Genomic DNA, 15,986 nt, shown 5'->3' on the forward strand with positions numbered 1-15,986 from the left:
AGATGCCCGCCGTCACACCTCTGATCGAGGTGCGCAACCTGCAGAAATTCTTCGGTTCCTCCGTGCGGCCGGTACGCGCGGTGGACGATGTGTCCTTCGTGATCCATCCCGGCGAGACACTGGGCCTGGTGGGCGAATCGGGCTCGGGCAAGAGCACCATTGGCCGCGCCCTGCTGCGCCTGGTCGACAGCACCGGCGGCACAGTGAGCTACCGCGGCGAGGACCTGGGCGCAGCATCGAGCGGCCGCATGCGCGCGCTGCGCAGCAAGCTGCAGATGATCTTCCAGGACCCGTACGCCAGCCTGAACCCCAAGATGCGGGTACGCGACATCCTGGGCGAGGCGTTGCAGGTGCACGGCCTGGCCAAAGGCAAGGAGGCGACTGCGCAGCGTATCGCCGAGCTGTTGCAGCTGGTGGGGCTACCGCCCGAGCACGCGGCGCGTTACCCGCACGAGTTTTCCGGCGGCCAGCGCCAGCGTATCGGCGTGGCGCGGGCCCTCTCGGTGCAGCCCGAATTCATCGTGGCCGACGAGCCGCTCTCTGCACTGGACGTGTCCATCCAGGCGCAGGTGGTCAACCTGCTGTGTGACTTGCGCGATAGCCTGAAGCTGACCATGCTCTTCATCTCGCATGACCTGGATGTGGTGGAATACCTGTGCGACCGGGTGGTCGTGCTGTACCTGGGCCGGGTGATGGAGGTAGCGCCGACAGCGGCGCTGTTCGCGCGGCCGCTGCATCCCTATACCCAGGCCCTGCTGGCCGCTTCGCCCAAGCCTGACCCGACGCTGAAGATGGTGCACGTGCCCTTGAAAGGCGACATGCCCAGCCCGGTCAACCCGCCTTCGGGGTGCGTGTTTCGCACACGCTGCCCGCATGCGATCGACGCCTGTGCCGAGACGCGGCCGGAGCCGCGCGACATGGGCGGAGGCCGCCTGAAAGCCTGCATCCGCGACGACATTGAATCATTGACGACACCATGACACTGCAAGACATTCTCGACCCCCTGCTCGACGCCTCCTGGAAGGGCTTTCCACACCACAGCCCGCCGCTGCGCCGCTCGGCCGTCGGCACCCAGGGCTGGAACGTGCTGCGCGGCGACCTGCCGTTGCCGCTGGCCGTGATCCGACGGGACGCCCTGGCCGGCAACCTGCAATGGATGCAGGGTTTCGCCGGCAGCCGCGGCGTGGGCCTGGCGCCGCACGGCAAGACCACCATGTCGCCGCAGCTGTTCCGGCGCCAGCTCGATGCCGGCGCCTGGGGCCTGACCTTCGCCACTGTGACGCAGCTGCGCGCAGGCGTGACGGCCGGTGCGAAACGATGCCTGATCGCCAACCAGGTGTTCCAGGCGGTGGATCTGCAGGGCATAGCCGACCTCAAGCGTGCCCATGCCGGGCTGAGCGTGGCTTTTCTGGTGGATTCCCTGGCTCAGGCAGAGCTCATTGAAGCCTGGCATGCGGTGAATGCACACGCTGAGCCTTTCGACGTGCTGCTGGAGATCGGCGTGGACGGCGGCCGCACTGGCTGCCGCAGCCACGAGCAGGCGCTCGCGTTGGCGAAGCGCCTGCGCAGCGGCAAGGCCACCCGGCTGGTCGGCATCGAATGCTACGAGGGCCTGGGTGCCACCGGCCAGTCGGACGCCGACAAGGCCTACGCCAATGCGCTGATGCAGCGCGTACGCGACATTGCGCAAGCCTGCGATGAACAGCAGTTGTTCGAGACGGATGAAATCCTCCTCACGGCCGGCGGCTCCGCCATCTTCGATCTGGTAGCCGAACACCTGAAGATGAAACTGTCGCGGCCCGTGCAGGGCCTGCTGCGTTCGGGCTGCTATGTGACGCACGACCATGGGACCTACCACCGCTTCATGAATACGGTAGCCGCGCGCATGGGCTGCGGCCATGGCTTGCACGCGGCGATGCAGGTGTGGGCGGCGGTGCAATCCTGCCCCGAGCCGGGCCTGGCCATTCTCGCGGTGGGCAAGCGCGACATCTCCTACGACCTGGAGCTTCCCGTGCCCTTGGGCGTGTGCCGGGCAGGCGAGGCCACCATGACGCCGGCGCCGGCCGACTGGAAAATCGCCGGCCTGAACGACCAGCACGCCTACCTCCGCCACGCGACCCCGGCCGGCAGCGGCCCGGAACACCAGGCCCTGCGCGTGGGCGACCTGGTCGCGCTGGGCATCTCCCACCCCTGTACCACCTTTGATAAATGGCGCTGGATGCCGGTGGTGGACGAACAAAACAACGTGTGTGACGCCATCGTCACCTGCTTTTAAATGACCCCACGCGTTCTTGAAAAAATTGCCGAGATCATGGACCGCGCGCCCGCCGCGCGGCGCACCGTGCTGGCCCTGATCCTGGAAGACCCGCAGCGCGTGCTGGACGAAACCTTCGAGACCCTGGCCCAGCGCGCCAACAGCTCGGTCCCCACCATCATGCGCACCTGCCGCGACCTGGGCTACCCTGGACTGCGCGAGTTCAAGCTGGCGCTGGCGCAAGAGCTGGCGGTGGGCGGCTCGCCACTGAACCGGCGCGTGCGCATCGATGACGACACCCGGCAGGTCATCGCCAAGGTGACGCGCGGCGCCACCACGGTGATCAACAGCGTGCAGGCTCAGCTCAATGTCGAGGCAGTGCAGGCGGCGGCCGACGCCATCGTCGACGGCGCCCGGGTGGACTGCTACGGCGTCGGCGTCACCTCCAACTTCATGGCTTCCGACTTGCAGGCGCGGCTGTACCGCATGGGCGTGGCCTCCAACAGCTACCTGGACCCGCACCTGCAGCTGATCTCGGCCGCCACCATCGGCCCGCGCGGCGTGGTGATGGCCATCACACATGTCGGCGGCATGCCCTCGCTGCTGGAGGCGGTGGACGTGGCACGCTCGCAGGGCGCCACCATCATCGCGCTGACGCAGCCCGGCTCGCAGCTGGCGGCGCTGGCCGACATCGTGCTGGGCGTGGAAGTGGCGCCCGACCCGGTGATGCCGGTGGGCCCCGAGGCTTACCTGGCGCACCTGACGGTGATCGAGATCCTCACCGTGCTGGTGGCACAGCGCCTGGGCGACAAGGCCGTGAACCGGCTGGCCAACATCCAGCGCACGCTGGAAACCCGCGGCGTGGACATGCACCACCATCCCCGGCTGGACTGGGACGAAGGCGCCAAGCTCACCATGGGAAAAGTACGATGACGCGCGCCACCTTGCTGGAAAACGGCTTGCTGGTGGACGGCACCAGCGCGGCTGGACGACCAGGTGACCTTCTGCTGGCGGGCGACCGGATTGTGGCCATGGGCCCGGACTTGCGCCGCGGCCTGCCGGATGGCCTGTCTCTGTCCGATGTCCAGGTGTACGACTGCAGCGGCCTGGTGATTGCGCCCGGCTTCGTCGACGTGCACACCCACGACGACGCTATCGTGCTGAACGCGCCCGGCATGTTTCCCAAGCTGTCGCAGGGCATCACCACGGTGGTCACCGGCAACTGCGGCCTGTCGGTCGCGCCCTTCGTGGTGAAGGAGCCGCAGGGCGCCCTCACCCTGCTCGGAAATTCGTTTAAATACCCTTCGGTGGAGGCCTACGCACAGGCCGTAGCCGAAGCGCAGCCGGCCGTCAATGTAGCGCCGCTGATCGGCCACACCACGCTGCGCTATGCCTGCGTGGACGACCTCAACCGGCCAGCCACCGCCGACGAAGTGGCCGCCATGTGCACCCTGCTGGAGCAATGCATGGCCCAGGGCGCGATCGGACTGTCGTCGGGCCTCTTTTACGCCGAAGCCATGCCGGCACCGGCCGCCGAGGTGACAGCGCTGGCGCGCGTCGTCGCGCGGTACGGCGGCATTTACGCCACCCACATGCGCTCGGAGATGGCCGACATCCTGGAGGCCATGCACGAGGCCGCCGGCTGCGCCTTCGAGGCAGGTGTGCCGCTGGTGATCTCGCATCACAAATGCGCCGGCCCGGCCAACTGGGGCCGCACGCAGGAGACACTGCCGCTGATCGACACGCTGGCGCAGCGCCAGGACATCGCAATGGATGTCTATCCCTATGTGGCCGGCTCGACCGTGCTGCGCGAAGACCTGGTCGACGGCATTATTGACGTGCTGGTGAGCTGGTCGGCCCCGCACCCGGAAATGATGGGTCGCACCCTGGCGTCGATTGCCGCTGAGTGGGGCGTCGACCAGAAAACAGTTTGCCGCCGCCTGCAGCCGGGCGGGGCCTGCTATTTCCAGATGCACGAGGATGATGTGCGGCGCGTCATTGCGCATCCGCTTTCCATGATCGGATCCGACGGCCTGCCGCATGACAAGCATCCGCACCCGCGCCTGTGGGGTGCCTTCCCGCGGGTGCTGGCGCGCTATTGGCGCGAGCAGCAGCTGCTTTCGCTGGAGACCGCGATCTACAAGATGACCGGCCTGTCGGCGCGCAACTTCCGCCTGCACCAGCGCGGCCAGTTGCAGCCGGGCTGGTACGCCGATGTCGTGGTGCTGGACCCAGCCCGAGTGCGCGACGTGGCAACGTACGAAAACCCCATCGCGCTGTCGGAAGGCATTGAAAAAGTCTTTGTGAACGGCGAACTGGCCTACGTTGCCGGCGCTGCTGATGCGGCCAGCGTCAGGGTGCAGGCGCGCGCCGGGCGCTTGTTAAAACGGCATGTGTAAATTCACCCCTGTCCGGGCTCACTTCGTGTAGTCCGTTCCCCCCTCAAGGGGGCGGCGCCTGGGGCCGGCCGAGCCGGACCCGCGGCCCCTGCTTGCATGGGTCCCCGCTCGTTGTACTCAATGAACTCTTAAGCCCAGCATGAGCCGTGGAACCGGCTTTGCCGGGCCACAGGCGGGCGACCCCCTCGGGGGGCAGCGACCCACACGAAGTGGGGGAGCGTGGGGGCCCTGTTTCTAGTCCAGGGAATCCACGGTGTCGGGGTCGGGCACATCGCCGATCGCCTCGCGCGTCAGCGCGGCCTGGCTTTTGAGCCAGTCGCAAAACGCCAGCACTTCGGGCCGGGCCACATTGCGCGGGCCGATGATCAGCCAATAACTCATCGGAGACTCCATGCGCATTTGCGGCAGCGGCTCCACCAGATCGCCCGAGGCCAGGCTTTCGGCAATCAGTGGCAGCCGCGCCAGCACCACGCCCTGGCCCGTCAGCGTCGCCTGGACCATCTGGTAGGCGTAGTTGAAGTACAGCCAGCGCTTGGCTTCCAGCTTGGGGCTGGCGTGCTCTTCCAGCCAGCGGCGCCAGGTCAGCCATTCCAGGTGCGTCTGATGGGCGTCGCCCGCCTCAATCAAGGTGAACTGCGCCAGGTCGTCGGGTTTCTTCAGGCGCGGCCCGCTTTTAAGCAACCAGGGGCTGATCACCGGCGTGATCTGCTCGCCGAAAAGGCGTATGGCGCCTGGCGGCATGTGGCTGGCCGGGGCGTAACGCAGGGCCAGGTCCAGGTCTGAAATGTCCAGGTCAACAGCCACGTCCGACGCATCAATCCGGATGTCGATGTCGGGGTTGTCGCGCTGAAAGCCCTCCAGCCGGGGGATCAGCCACATCGAGGCAAACGAGGCAAAGGTGGTGAGCGACACGCTCTTGCGCCCGGCGGTCTGGCGTATCTGCCGCACGGCGTTGTCAATGCGCTCCAGCGACGGCGTGACGGCCCGCAGCAAGATGCCGCCGGCGGTGGTGAGCTCCACGGCGCGCGTGTGGCGGTGAAAAAGGCTCACGCCCACGTCTTCTTCCAGGCCCTGGATCTGGCGGCTCACGGCCGACTGGGTGAGGGCCAGCTCTTCCGAGGCAGCGCGGAAGTTGAGGTGGCGGGCGACGGCCTCAAAAGCCCTTAACTGGCCGGCGGAAATCGGCCGGGAGCGCAAGTGTGTTTGTGAATGGAGCATGACAGTGTGGGGGTGAAAAAGGCCAAATAGGGCAATTCGGGCCTAATTGATTGATGCGATTATGGAATCAATAGCTTACCGCGATTTCATTGGACTGTGCAAGCCCGTGGCGAGATGATTCAACCCTCATCACTCACTTTGTGCCTTTTTAGGAGAACACCATGGACCACGCAGCTCACCTCTCAGGAGATCGTTTCTTGCAACAGGCTTCCGATGCCACCAACGGCCATGTGGCCGGCCTGGCGGGCTTCTGGAAACTGGGCGCGGGCCGAGCGCTGACGCTGCGTGCCTCGCAGGCCGGGGTGTTGCGAATTGCGCATGGCCGGGTCTGGGCCACCTTCGACTCCGCCAGCCAGGACATCCAGGTCCGCGCCGGCGACCATTTCCTCAGCCGGGGCGAAAGCCTTTCGCTGCGGGCGGGTGAGTCGCTGGTGATGGAGTCCTTCAGCGCTGGTCACGCTGCTTCCGCTTATTTCAGCTGGGAGCCGGCAACGGCCTGCGCCAAAGTGCCCGAGATGAAAGAGACTTCCGGCTGGCGCGCCGGCGTGATGCAGCCTTTGGGTGACTTGCGTGCCGCCTTCGGCCTGGCCACTAGCGCCCTCGGCCGCCTGGTCCGCGGGCTGGCGATGGGTGCTGTCGCCGCTGTTGAAGCGGTGCTGACCCCCGTTGCCCTGGTGTTCGTCACTGCCCGCGCCCGGCCTCACGTCACCGGCCACGACTTTGACGCCTACAGGGACAATCAGCTCCAGCCGCGCAACTACAACGTGCTGGCCATGTCCAACCTGGTCTAAGCGCAGATAGCCAACAGTTTTACTCCGGGAAAACCGTTTAACCCGCAGTCGCAAGGCTGCGGGTTTTTTTATGGGCGCCTGGTTCGGGGCTTGGCCGTTTTGGCGGTCCTGGTTGCCGGCGCCTTTGGCGTTTTCCTCGCCTTCGCTGTCTTGGGCGCTTTGGTCGCCTTGGCCGCACGCGCCTTCAACGCACACTCCAGCGCTACACGCGCCCACTCCAGCATCACGGCGGGCGACTCCATCGCCTCTTCGGGTGCCGCGTAGTAGTTGAGACTGTGCGGCGCACTGACGCCATTGCGTGTCATTTCATAGGTGAACCGCTCACAGCCATGGGCTTCATACAGGCTGCGGGTCTCCGCATCCGCCTTGAGCCACAGCTTCTCGCCGCCGCCCAGGTCGGCCACCAGGGCCAGCGTCAGTCCCGAGGTGCTGATGCCAAACCCGCCAAACATGCGCCTGGCCGTGCAGGGCCCGACGCCTGACAAAAGCTCGCAGCAGTAGGTCGCAAAATCATTCCTGGAAGAGGCCATCGCGCAACCATACCAAACCCGGCGCAATTGTGTTGCGGCGGGCGCAGCGCGCCGTGGCTGTCGCTTTGTTCAAAAAACCGGTGCCTGGCAGATATCGCAGGCGCGACGCGCAAAGACGCGGCGGGCCGCGATAATTTGGGCATGGCTCCAGCTTCCCAGACCCACTCCTTTTCCGCGCCCGGTGTGCGCCACGCCGGTCCGCCGGTCCATGTGGTGGTCATGGGGGTGGCCGGCTGCGGCAAGTCGGCGGTCGGGCGTCTGATGGCCGACCAGCTCGTGTTGCCGCTGATCGAAGGGGATGATTTCCATCCCCCCGGCAACATCCAGAAGATGCAGCAAGGCATTCCCCTCACGGACGAAGACCGCGTTGACTGGCTGCGCCAGCTGGGCGTGGAACTGGCACGCCACCCCGCCGGTGTCGTGCTGACCTGCTCGGCCCTCAAGGCCGCTTACCGCGACAGCCTGCGAGCTGCCGTGCCCGGGCTGCAGTTTGTGCACCTGGCCATCAGCCAGGCCGAATCCCTGCGGCGCGTCTCCGCGCGCCCGGGCCACTTTTACCCACCCAGCCTGGTCGCCAGCCAGTTCGAGGCGCTGCAGGATCCTTCGGCCGAGCCGGGCGTGTTGACCCTGGCCGGGAATGCCTCCCTGGAAGCCCTGGCCGACAGCGCGGTTGCCTGGCTGGCAATCCGCGGGTAGCGCCCTGCCGCCGGCCTCACCTGCAGGGCCCGTTTTTTGACATCAAATTGCCTTGCAGCCCAATCAGGATGAGCGCAAGCAGCTATCAAATCAATAGCGGCCTTGGAAATCGTTTTCACCGGGCAGGTGTATTGGTTCAACTATCCGTAACGCATTACGTTTAAGTAAAATGACCCAAAACTGCCGCGGGTTCATTGAACCGCCGGCACAGCGTCCCAAACACAGGAACCGCATGTCCAAAGCCTTCGCCTCGCAGTCCGATCTCACCGACAAGGTCATCACCTTTGAGCAGCTCAGCGCACATTGCTGGGCTTATACCGCCGAGGGTGACCCCAATTCCGGCGTGATCATTGGCGACAAATTCATCATGGTGAGCGACGCCACCGCCACCCCGGCCATGGCACAGGACCTGATCGCCCGCATCCGCACCGTGAGCGACAAGCCCATCAAATATGTGCTGCTGACTCACTATCACGCGGTCCGGGTGCTGGGCGCCAGCGCCTACCTTGCGGAAGGCGCCACGGAAGTCATCGCCAGCCGGGGCACGTACGAGCTCATCGTCGAGCGCGGCGCGCAGGACATGCAAAGCGAGATGGAACGCTTTCCGCGTCTCTTTCGCAACGCCGAAAGCGTGCCCGGCCTGACCTGGCCGACTTTGGTCATCGACGGCGGCAATCCGGTGAAAGGCGAGGTGCCCGGCAAGCTGGTGCTGGACCTGGGCGGGGTGAAAGTCCAGGTGTGGCACCCGGGCCCCGGCCACACGCGCGGCGACACGATTGCATGGGTCGAAGAAGAAAAAGTGCTGTTCTCAGGCGACCTGGTCGAGTACGAGGCCGGCGTCTACACCGGCGACGCCCAGCTGGAGGAATGGCCCGCCACACTGGAAGCCCTGCGCGCACTGAAAGCCGAAGCCATCGTGCCCGGCCGCGGCGAGGCCATGAAGGGCGCGGCCAACGTCAACAAGGCGTTGGACTATACGAAGCGCTGGGTCGAAACCCTGTACCAGGCGGGCAAAGAAGCCGCCGCCGCCGGCATGGACCTCAAAGCCGCCATGAACCACACCCGCAAAAGCATGGACCCGATCTTCGGCCATGTGTTCATTTACGAGCACTGCCTGCCGTTTGACGTGAGCCGGGCGTTTGACGAGGCCAGCGGCATCAAGAACCCGCGTATCTGGACAGCCCAACGCGACCAGGAAATGTGGCAGGCGCTGCAGGGCTGAAGCCCGGCGCGTTCAGGAATCCAGGTCCAGCCTGGAAAGCAATCCCACAAAGGCATCGAGCGCGGCCTGGTCGTCCAGGGTTTCCATGCGCTCCAGCACGTCCTCATCCTCGACCAGGCAGTAGCCCAGGCTGAAGCGCCGGAATCGCCGGGCGGCCAGTTCGCCATGGTGCAGAACCTGCATGTTGATGTGGCGGGTGTCCTGGCGGATGCGTTCCAGCAACGTCAGCACCTGCTTCTGGTCGCCCTCCAGTTGCTGGCAAAAGCGCATGCCGTCAAAAATCAGCAGCCCGGTGATGTCCCGCTCGGCGTTGGCCTGACGGGCCTTGACGGCAATGTTCGCCACGACACTGAGCGGCGCTTCGGGCGCCAGGGTACTGACATAAAGAACTTCATACGGCGTGGGGCTTGTTGGCGTCATGGCGGCTGAATGTAGCGGGCAGCCTGCCTTTTCACAATGTCAAAAGACACAGCCAAATGCGCCTAAGATGCTCCTTTTATGAACATTCCAGCGCCAACGTCATCGATTTGTCCACCTCACTGCAATGCCTGCGGGCTGCGCAGGACCGGGGCCTTCATGCCTGTCAGCGATGGGGAACTGGCGTTCATCGAAGCCTTTCGCACCGGCACCTCTGCAGTGCGGGCGGGCGGCACCATCCTGTATGAACAAAAGCCCAACGGCAAGCTCTTCACGCTGTATTCGGGATGGGCCTTCCGCTACAAAACCCTGAGCGACGGCCGCCGGCAAATCCTCAATTTCCTGTTGCCCGGCGACTTCATCGGCCTGCAGCAAAAGTTCGCGGACGGCGCCATGCACGGCATCGAGGCAGTGACGGATGTAAGCCTCTGTGTGTTTCCGCGGGACGGTCTGTGGGAACTGTTTCGCAACCACCCCAGCCTGGGCTACGACATCACGTGGATGGGCGCGCGAGAGGAAGGTATGGTCGATGACCATCTGCTGACGGCCGGCCGGCGCAATGCCACCGAACGCGTGGCGATGCTGTTGATGCACCTGTACCGCAGGCTGGAACGCGTGGGCATGGCTGAAAAAGGCTGGATAGGGTTTCCCATCAACCAGCAGCATATTGCCGACGCGCTGGGACTGTCGCTGGTGCACACCAACAAGACGCTCAGGCGTTTGCGCCAGCTGGGCCTGCATGAGATTGAAAATGGGCAGCTCCGGTTGCTCAATACCCGCGCGCTGGAGCGCATTGCCGACTATTACGACACGCCGCCTGCGCAGGTTCCATTGCTCTGATTTCATCTGATTCCAGCTTGGTTCAGGCGTGTAGGCGGTCGCTGACAACAAGGCCGTGGGGCGGATGACAAATGCGGCCCGCATCCGGCTTTAAGGTGACTCCCCTTGCCCGCGATTTGCCCCCCTTTTTCCAGCGAAGGGAAGGCCGTGACGACGGCGCACCGACAACCACCCAGGAGACGTTCATGAACCACGCACAAGCACCCGGCGCACGCCTGCAGCAGCAACCGCGCCGTGTTTCGGACCGCCAGCAACAGCAAAGCAGCGGATCACGCGAGTTCCAGCCGCGGCAGTCCAGGCCGGGCGATGCCCCGGCCGGTCAGATGGGCGAAGGGAGCTATGAAGCCACCCGCGACTACCAGAAGAACATCAAGTCCTATCTCAAGGATGCAGATGTCGCTGCCGATGCGAAGGCGGCGAAACCCGATTCACCCCAGCAGGCGGCAGAACTGAAGAAAGCTGAACAGGAAGGTTTGTCCCATTCCAAAGCGCCCGGCAAATAAGCCGGGTTGCGCGGGGCAGGTTCCGGTGTCAGGACTTTTGGCTGTGCAGGGCTTTGAAATCCCGCTCATAGCGGTGAAGGTTTTCCACTGCTTTTAAGCGCTGGGCGGGCGTCGTGCTGTTGTGCAGTTCTGCAAAGCCCTGGCAAATGTCCTGGGTCAGGCGTTCGAGGTAGTCCCGATAAGCGATGTCTGGTGAGTTCAGCGTGCGTTCAAACAGTCCGTTCACGGCGGCCTGCGTTTTCTCGGGTGTGCTGTGGCCGTCAGCCAGCGGGCGCAGGGTTTGCAGGGCATCCTGCTGGCGCCGCAGCCTTTCCCGGTAGGACACGGCGGCGTCAAAGTGGGACGCATCGATCCGACGGCCAATGATGTCCAGCTGTTTTTCTTCCAGCCGCCCGTAAAGCATTTCGGCCCGATTCACCGCCTCTTTGTAGCGTTTTTTGCGGCTCGTTTTGGATGACTCCAGAAAGTCCTCGCGGTAGTCGGCATTGCCTTTTTCAAAACGCTGCTGCAGCTTCTTCATCTGGCTGACGTGGAGCGTGCCCGCCAGCTTCGTCATGAGGGGTTCCGCCTCGTTCGACACCACCAGCAGCTTTCGGCGGAGGTCGGTATAGACCGCACAAGCCTTTGCCGTATCCATGTCCTGCGGCATCTGGTGCTGCAGTTTTTGCAGCGTGTCGATATAGCCCGGAAGCTGGGTTTGCCGGTGCCAGGCATGCAGCTTGTCCAGGTCAGCCCTGACCTGCACGCTTTGCGCATCGGTGAAGTCAAAATGACCATCCAGATGCCAATACACCAGCTCAGGCGCCTGGTTGTAGGCCAGTTTCATCATCACGTTGCAGCCGGGCAGCACGGCACCCAGCAGCACGGCGGCAAGCACACCGATAATCCGTAAGCTGCGTACCAGCCCTGCCCCGGCGGGGGTGGCACGCTTTTCAAATCCTGTCCTTCGAAAATCCAGAGGAAACTTCATGGCAACCCCAGTTGATGTCGTCATCATGGCCGCAGGCAAAGGCACGCGGATGAAAAGCAGCTTACCCAAGGTTTTGCACCGATTGGGCGGGAAGGCTTTGCTGCAGCATGTCATCGAATGCGCTGCGTCTTTGTCAGCGCGCAAGGCGGTCGTCATTACCGGCCACGGCGCTGAGGCTGTTGAGGCCGCCTGCCAGGGCTTTGCGCAGCAGGAATCAGGCGCGGATTCGAAGGTCAGCCTGCAATTTGCGCGTCAGGAGCCACAACTCGGTACGGGCCATGCGGTGCAGCAGGCAATTCCCCTGCTGGCCGACGATGGCGTCACCCTGGTGCTGTCGGGTGATGTGCCGCTGACCCAGGCCGGGACCCTGCAGGCCCTGCTGGCGCAATGCGACGGCCAGCGCCTGGCGCTGCTCACGCTCAGCATGGCCGACCCCACGGGTTATGGCCGTATCGTGCGCGCGCAAGCGCACGCCTCCGAGCCCTTGCGGGCCGGCACCGAAGCCTCGGCCCAGGTACGCGCCATCGTTGAGCATAAAGATGCGACACCTGCCCAGCGCGAGATACGTGAAATTTACAGCGGCATCATGGCTGTCCCCACGCGCCTGCTGCGTGCCTGGCTTTCCCGGCTGGACAATCAAAATGCCCAAGGCGAGTATTACCTCACCGACATCGTCAAGTTTGCGGTGGCTGATGGCGTGGCCGTGGTGGCGCAGCAGATCACCGACGCAGCCCAGGTGGCCGGCGTGAACAGCCCGGTGCAACTGGCCGAACTGGAACGTGTGTACCAAAGCCGCCTGGCCACGGCGCTGATGGAGCAAGGCGTGCGGCTGGCCGATCCCGCACGGCTCGATGTGCGCGGCACGCTTCGCTGCGGCCAGGATGTGGAAGTCGACGTGAACTGCGTGTTCGAAGGCCAGGTCACGCTGGGCGACGGAGTACGCATAGGCGCCAACTGCGTGATTGCCAACTGCACCATTGCCGCCGGCGCCGTGATCCATCCCTTTACGCATATCGACGGCGAGAAGCTGGGTGTGCAGATCGGCGAGGGCGCGTTGATCGGGCCTTTTGCCCGCCTGCGGCCCGGCGCGCAGCTGGGCGCCGAGGTGCACATCGGCAATTTTGTGGAAGTCAAAAATGCCACCCTGGCCAAGGGCGCCAAGGCCAACCACCTGGCTTACCTGGGTGACGCGACGGTGGGCGAGCGCGTGAACTACGGCGCTGGCAGCATCACCGCCAACTACGACGGCGCCAACAAGCACCGCACGGTCATTGAAGCCGACGTGCACATCGGCAGCAACTGCGTGCTGGTGGCACCCGTCACCATAGGCGCGGGCGGCACGGTGGGCGGAGGTTCAACCATCACGAAAAGTACGCCACCGAATTCGTTGAGTGTGGCGCGGGGCAAGCAGGTCAGTTTGCCTAACTGGAAGAGGCCTGTGAAGGTGGTTAAGGGATAGGTCTTTGCCTATCGGGGCAGAGCCTTGTCTTGGCCGTTCTTGCTCAGGGTTAGGCGCGCTCTGCTGAGGGTAGCTGGCCGGGGGTTGCCCGGCATGCAACTCACTTTCTTTTGCTTCGCCAAAAGAAAGTAAGCAAAGAAAAGGCGACCCTGGTTCCTGCGTCCCTCCGCTTCGCTTCGGGCAACCTGCGGTGCTCGGTCCAGCCGGGGTCAAAAACAACTCGCTTCGCTCAAACAAGTTTTTGCCCTGATCCGTCTGGCCCTGCGCTCCTCGGCGCATACACAAGGGGGTGGGAGAGGAATACCGAACAACCAACAACCGAATACCAGAACCCGGACACCTGAAGAAACAAGGACACGCCTTGGCGTGCCCTTGTTGGTATTGGAGTTGGTATTTGTCTTTGTCTTCGGTCCCCGCTCCCGATTGCCCCTTCTGTCTGCGCCGAGGAGCGCAGGTTCAGGCGGATCAGGGATCGCGATTGTCTGAGCCGAAGGCGAGTTCGAGCGAGACCCCGCCTGAACCGAGCACCGCAGGTTGCCCGAAGCGCAGCGTAGGGACGCAGACAGCAGGGTCGCCTTTCTTTTGCTTACTTTTCTTTGGCGAAGCAAAGAAAAGTGAGTTGCATGCCGGGCAACCCCCGGCCAACAACCCTCAGCAAAAAACGCAACGACAGAACAAACCCGGCCTCACCCCTTCACCCGATTCACCAAAAACACCCCAAAAATCGCCAACGCCCCACCCGCCAGCAAACTGACGCTCAAGGGTTCCCCCAGAATCAGCCACCCCAGCAACACGCCAAACACCGGCACCAGGTTGTTGAACACCACGGTGCGTGCCGCGCCCAGCTGGCGCAGGCCTTCGTAGTACCAGACAAAAGCCACCGCGGTGCCGAGCACGCCGAGAAACGCCAGGCCGGCCCACACCTCAGGGGTGAATGATTCGGCATATACGCTGGCGATGTCGCGCAGGGCCAGCAGGCCCAGGAACAGCGTGCCCCAGATGGCGGCCCAGAGCGTGGCCAGCACGGGTGACAGGCCCTGCAACAGCTTGCGTCCCAGCAGCGTGTACACCGCCCAGGCGCACACCGCGCCAAACATCGACAGCTCCCCCTTGCCAAGTGACTGCGCGATTTGCGAAAGGTCGCCTCGCGTGACGACGATCCACACGCCCAGCAACGCCAGGGCCACACCCAGCCAGCGCACTGGCGAAAGCCGGTCGCCCAGGAATGCGGCGGCCAGCAGCAGTGTGACCACCGGGTTCAGGGCAATGATGAGCGAGGTGCGGCCTGCCGGCAGCACGGAAAGCGCCGTGAAGAACAGCAGGTTGTAAATAAAGATACCGGTGGCGCCCAGCGCCATCGTGCCCAGCAGCTGGCGGCGCGACAGTGTCGTGAGTGCGCGCAGGCCTTCGGTGAAATTCAGCGCCACCAGCAGGGCCAGCGTGGCAAACACAAAGCGTATGAAACCCGCCGTGGCGGGCGGCAGGTGGGCTGAGATGACGCGCCCGGCAATGAAGGTGCCGCCCCAGAGAAATGGCACGCAGGTCAGGCGCAGGTACAGGCCCAGAAGGCTTTTACCAGCCGGCGGAGTCGTGGGCACAATGCCGGGCAAGGGCGCTGCGGTGGAAGATGTGGCTGTGGCTGTCATGCGGTTTTTATTGGAAAAAAGACTGGCATCGGTTAGATTGATGCATGAGATTAACTGCTATTTAGTTCACCATCAAATGAGTGTTTACTCATCATTGCCCATGCACCGCTTTACCGTTTTACCGCTTTTCCAAGCCGGCCATGACACTCGCCCAACTTGAAGTCCTGATCACCCTCGATGAATGCCGCAGCTTTTCACGCGCGGCCATGCGGCTGGGCACGACGCAATCGGCCGTCAGCCATGCGCTGCGCGCGCTCGAAACGCAGTTCGGCGTCAAGCTCGCACAGCGCGACGCGTCCGGCGTGGCCATGACGGATGCCGGTGAGCGCCTGCTGTTGCGCGCCCGCGAAATGACCGCCCTGGCCGCCACCATGACGCAGGAGCTCGGCGACGCCCGTGAGCTGAAAACCGGCACGCTGCGCATCGGCTCGTTTGGGCCCACATCCACCGTCAACCTGCTGCCGCCATTGCTGGCTGCCTTTAAAAAGCGCCATCCGGGCGCGCAGGTGCGCATTGAAGAGGAAAGCGACGAAGTGGTGGACGACTGGCTGCTGCAAAAGCGGGTGGAACTCGGTTTTGTCGTTGTGCCCGACGAGCGCTTTGAGGTGCTGCCGCTGGTGCAGGACGAGTTTGTCGCCATCCTGCCGGCCAAACACCCACTGGCCAAACACAAGGCCGTGCCGGTTACCGCTCTGACGGGGCTGGACTTTGTGCTGACGGAGGCCGGCTGCGGCCCGGTCATTGTGCCCATCCTGCAGAAAAACATCGCGCTGCCCAAGGTGCTGTATCACTTCACGCAGATCATTTCCATCCTGCAATTTGTGCAACAGGGTTTGGCGGTATCGGTAGCTGCCCGCCTCGCGCTGCCCGACGCACCCAGGGGCGTGGTGTACCGGCCCCTGTCACCGCCGCAGCCGCGCACGGTCGGCCTGGCCTGCCTGGATGTGGCCAAACTCTCGCCGCTGGCACGCGCCTTCTGGAACACCGCCCGTGAAGGGGCCAGAGTGCACTGAGTCAGTTTGCTACTTATTTGATAGCTGC

General features: G+C 64.1%; 16 protein-coding genes. 11 read left to right on the forward strand and 5 right to left on the reverse strand.

What is annotated here, in order from left to right:
- Window positions 1–2: 2 nt before the first annotated feature.
- The 4 genes from AC1DVV_RS18080 to AC1DVV_RS18095 are packed head-to-tail and all read left to right on the forward strand — an operon-like array spanning window position 3 to window position 4,653.
- On the forward strand, window positions 3–980 hold the full coding sequence (locus AC1DVV_RS18080) for an ABC transporter ATP-binding protein (RefSeq protein ID WP_477701647.1): 978 nt from the start codon (window positions 3–5) through the stop codon (window positions 978–980).
- A complete protein-coding gene (locus tag AC1DVV_RS18085) occupies window positions 977–2,275 on the forward strand; it encodes an amino acid deaminase (RefSeq protein WP_477701617.1) in 1,299 nt (432 codons plus the stop codon). Before AC1DVV_RS18080 ends, AC1DVV_RS18085 begins: the two co-directional genes overlap by 4 nt.
- Window positions 2,276–3,187 carry a MurR/RpiR family transcriptional regulator gene (locus AC1DVV_RS18090; RefSeq protein ID WP_457282472.1) on the forward strand — a complete coding sequence of 304 codons (912 nt, stop codon included), beginning with the start codon at window positions 2,276–2,278 and terminating at the stop codon, window positions 3,185–3,187.
- Window positions 3,184–4,653: an N-acyl-D-amino-acid deacylase family protein gene (locus tag AC1DVV_RS18095; RefSeq protein ID WP_477707228.1), complete on the forward strand. Its 1,470-nt coding sequence runs from the start codon at window positions 3,184–3,186 to the stop codon at window positions 4,651–4,653. The genes AC1DVV_RS18090 and AC1DVV_RS18095 overlap by 4 nt, the downstream gene beginning before the upstream one ends.
- A 234-nt stretch (window positions 4,654–4,887) precedes the next feature.
- On the opposite strand, the gene AC1DVV_RS18100 is transcribed toward AC1DVV_RS18095, so the two are convergent.
- On the reverse strand, window positions 4,888–5,871 hold the full coding sequence (locus tag AC1DVV_RS18100; protein WP_457282474.1) for a LysR substrate-binding domain-containing protein: 984 nt from the start codon (window positions 5,869–5,871) through the stop codon (window positions 4,888–4,890).
- A gap of 161 nt (window positions 5,872–6,032) precedes the next feature.
- On the opposite strand from AC1DVV_RS18100, the gene AC1DVV_RS18105 reads away from it, so the two are divergent.
- A complete protein-coding gene (locus AC1DVV_RS18105) occupies window positions 6,033–6,662 on the forward strand; it encodes a DUF2917 domain-containing protein (RefSeq protein ID WP_457282475.1) in 630 nt (209 codons plus the stop codon).
- A gap of 68 nt (window positions 6,663–6,730) precedes the next feature.
- Here AC1DVV_RS18105 and AC1DVV_RS18110 read toward each other — a convergent pair whose 3' ends face one another.
- Window positions 6,731–7,192, reverse strand: coding sequence for a TfoX/Sxy family protein (locus tag AC1DVV_RS18110; RefSeq protein WP_457282476.1), 462 nt, complete (start codon window positions 7,190–7,192; stop codon window positions 6,731–6,733).
- A gap of 141 nt (window positions 7,193–7,333) precedes the next feature.
- Between AC1DVV_RS18110 and AC1DVV_RS18115 the strand changes: the two genes are divergently transcribed.
- Both AC1DVV_RS18115 and AC1DVV_RS18120 read left to right on the forward strand, forming a co-directional pair.
- Entirely contained in the window at window positions 7,334–7,888 is a 555-nt protein-coding gene (locus AC1DVV_RS18115) for a gluconokinase (RefSeq protein WP_477701619.1), read from the forward strand.
- Between the two features lie 232 nt (window positions 7,889–8,120).
- The gene (locus AC1DVV_RS18120; protein WP_477667435.1) at window positions 8,121–9,110 is read left to right on the forward strand and encodes an MBL fold metallo-hydrolase; all 990 of its coding nucleotides are present in this window, start codon (window positions 8,121–8,123) and stop codon (window positions 9,108–9,110) included.
- A gap of 12 nt (window positions 9,111–9,122) precedes the next feature.
- Here the strand turns inward: AC1DVV_RS18120 and AC1DVV_RS18125 are convergent, their stop codons facing one another.
- Window positions 9,123–9,530, reverse strand: a complete 408-nt coding sequence (locus AC1DVV_RS18125; protein ID WP_477667434.1) for a BLUF domain-containing protein — start codon at window positions 9,528–9,530, stop codon at window positions 9,123–9,125.
- Between the two features lie 78 nt (window positions 9,531–9,608).
- Between AC1DVV_RS18125 and AC1DVV_RS18130 the strand changes: the two genes are divergently transcribed.
- Together AC1DVV_RS18130 and AC1DVV_RS18135 are read left to right on the forward strand one after the other, a co-directional pair.
- The gene (locus tag AC1DVV_RS18130) at window positions 9,609–10,367 is read left to right on the forward strand and encodes a Crp/Fnr family transcriptional regulator (protein ID WP_477667433.1); all 759 of its coding nucleotides are present in this window, start codon (window positions 9,609–9,611) and stop codon (window positions 10,365–10,367) included.
- A gap of 185 nt (window positions 10,368–10,552) precedes the next feature.
- Window positions 10,553–10,870 carry a hypothetical protein gene (locus AC1DVV_RS18135; protein WP_477667432.1) on the forward strand — a complete coding sequence of 106 codons (318 nt, stop codon included), beginning with the start codon at window positions 10,553–10,555 and terminating at the stop codon, window positions 10,868–10,870.
- A gap of 28 nt (window positions 10,871–10,898) precedes the next feature.
- On the opposite strand, the gene AC1DVV_RS18140 is transcribed toward AC1DVV_RS18135, so the two are convergent.
- A complete protein-coding gene (locus AC1DVV_RS18140; RefSeq protein WP_477701620.1) occupies window positions 10,899–11,840 on the reverse strand; it encodes a DUF6279 family lipoprotein in 942 nt (313 codons plus the stop codon).
- Between AC1DVV_RS18140 and glmU the strand changes: the two genes are divergently transcribed.
- Complete coding sequence (gene glmU, locus AC1DVV_RS18145; protein WP_477701621.1) at window positions 11,839–13,299, forward strand: bifunctional UDP-N-acetylglucosamine diphosphorylase/glucosamine-1-phosphate N-acetyltransferase GlmU; 1,461 nt, start codon at window positions 11,839–11,841, stop codon at window positions 13,297–13,299. The genes AC1DVV_RS18140 and glmU overlap by 2 nt on opposite strands.
- Before the next feature lie 686 nt (window positions 13,300–13,985).
- On the opposite strand, the gene AC1DVV_RS18150 is transcribed toward glmU, so the two are convergent.
- Window positions 13,986–14,945, reverse strand: coding sequence for a DMT family transporter (locus tag AC1DVV_RS18150; protein WP_477701622.1), 960 nt, complete (start codon window positions 14,943–14,945; stop codon window positions 13,986–13,988).
- Window positions 14,946–15,085: 140 nt separating this feature from the next.
- On the opposite strand from AC1DVV_RS18150, the gene AC1DVV_RS18155 reads away from it, so the two are divergent.
- Window positions 15,086–15,958, forward strand: coding sequence for a LysR family transcriptional regulator (locus AC1DVV_RS18155; protein ID WP_477701623.1), 873 nt, complete (start codon window positions 15,086–15,088; stop codon window positions 15,956–15,958).
- The last annotated feature ends 28 nt before the right edge of the window (window positions 15,959–15,986 follow it).

It is taken from the genome of Polaromonas sp. P3_B4 (genome assembly GCF_056402835.1).